General features: G+C 51.6%; 1 rRNA gene. It reads left to right on the forward strand.

What is annotated here, in order from left to right:
- The first annotated feature begins 340 nt into the window (after nucleotides 1-340).
- A 16S ribosomal RNA gene (locus WBL83_RS22965) occupies nucleotides 341-1880 on the forward strand.
- Nucleotides 1881-1925: the final 45 nt, after the last annotated feature.

Below are 1925 nucleotides of genomic sequence, written 5' to 3' on the forward strand. Positions count from 1 at the left end.
TCCCTATAATGCGCCTCCATCGACACGGAACATGTGAACAACATCACAGAGTAACGGCGGCGATGAGAGTCAAATATCCTGAAATTAAGGGTTGACTCTGAAAGAGGAAAGCGTAATATACGCCACCTCGAGTTAGCAAGCGAAAGCACGTAACTCACTGCTCTTTAACAATTTATCAGACAATCTGTGTGGGCACTCGCAGGATTGATATCTCAGATACCTTCGGGTATAAAAAAAATATCAAGTCTTGAAGAGTGACCAAGCAGTAATTCATTTAGTTGAATTATTACGAAAGTTAATTTTTGAGCACCGCTTCACGAGTTGAAGCAAATCAAGCTTTTAATTGAAGAGTTTGATCATGGCTCAGATTGAACGCTGGCGGCAGGCCTAACACATGCAAGTCGAGCGGTAGCACAGGGAGCTTGCTCCTGGGTGACGAGCGGCGGACGGGTGAGTAATGTCTGGGAAACTGCCTGATGGAGGGGGATAACTACTGGAAACGGTAGCTAATACCGCATAACGTCTTCGGACCAAAGAGGGGGACCTTCGGGCCTCTTGCCATCAGATGTGCCCAGATGGGATTAGCTAGTAGGTGGGGTAATGGCTCACCTAGGCAACGATCCCTAGCTGGTCTGAGAGGATGACCAGCCACACTGGAACTGAGACACGGTCCAGACTCCTACGGGAGGCAGCAGTGGGGAATATTGCACAATGGGCGCAAGCCTGATGCAGCCATGCCGCGTGTATGAAGAAGGCCTTCGGGTTGTAAAGTACTTTCAGCGAGGAGGAAGGCATTGTGGTTAATAACCGCAGTGATTGACGTTACTCGCAGAAGAAGCACCGGCTAACTCCGTGCCAGCAGCCGCGGTAATACGGAGGGTGCAAGCGTTAATCGGAATTACTGGGCGTAAAGCGCACGCAGGCGGTTTGTTAAGTCAGATGTGAAATCCCCGGGCTCAACCTGGGAACTGCATTTGAAACTGGCAAGCTTGAGTCTTGTAGAGGGGGGTAGAATTCCAGGTGTAGCGGTGAAATGCGTAGAGATCTGGAGGAATACCGGTGGCGAAGGCGGCCCCCTGGACAAAGACTGACGCTCAGGTGCGAAAGCGTGGGGAGCAAACAGGATTAGATACCCTGGTAGTCCACGCCGTAAACGATGTCGACTTGGAGGTTGTTCCCTTGAGGAGTGGCTTCCGGAGCTAACGCGTTAAGTCGACCGCCTGGGGAGTACGGCCGCAAGGTTAAAACTCAAATGAATTGACGGGGGCCCGCACAAGCGGTGGAGCATGTGGTTTAATTCGATGCAACGCGAAGAACCTTACCTACTCTTGACATCCACGGAATTTGCTAGAGATAGCTTAGTGCCTTCGGGAACCGTGAGACAGGTGCTGCATGGCTGTCGTCAGCTCGTGTTGTGAAATGTTGGGTTAAGTCCCGCAACGAGCGCAACCCTTATCCTTTGTTGCCAGCGGTTCGGCCGGGAACTCAAAGGAGACTGCCAGTGATAAACTGGAGGAAGGTGGGGATGACGTCAAGTCATCATGGCCCTTACGAGTAGGGCTACACACGTGCTACAATGGCGCATACAAAGAGAAGCGACCTCGCGAGAGCAAGCGGACCTCATAAAGTGCGTCGTAGTCCGGATCGGAGTCTGCAACTCGACTCCGTGAAGTCGGAATCGCTAGTAATCGTAGATCAGAATGCTACGGTGAATACGTTCCCGGGCCTTGTACACACCGCCCGTCACACCATGGGAGTGGGTTGCAAAAGAAGTAGGTAGCTTAACCTTCGGGAGGGCGCTTACCACTTTGTGATTCATGACTGGGGTGAAGTCGTAACAAGGTAACCGTAGGGGAACCTGCGGTTGGATCACCTCCTTACCTAATAGATACAAACCCGCGTAGTGCTCACACAGATTGTCTGAT

This window comes from Buttiauxella sp. (genome assembly GCF_049686335.1).
Taxonomy (GTDB): Bacteria; Pseudomonadota; Gammaproteobacteria; order Enterobacterales; family Enterobacteriaceae; genus Buttiauxella.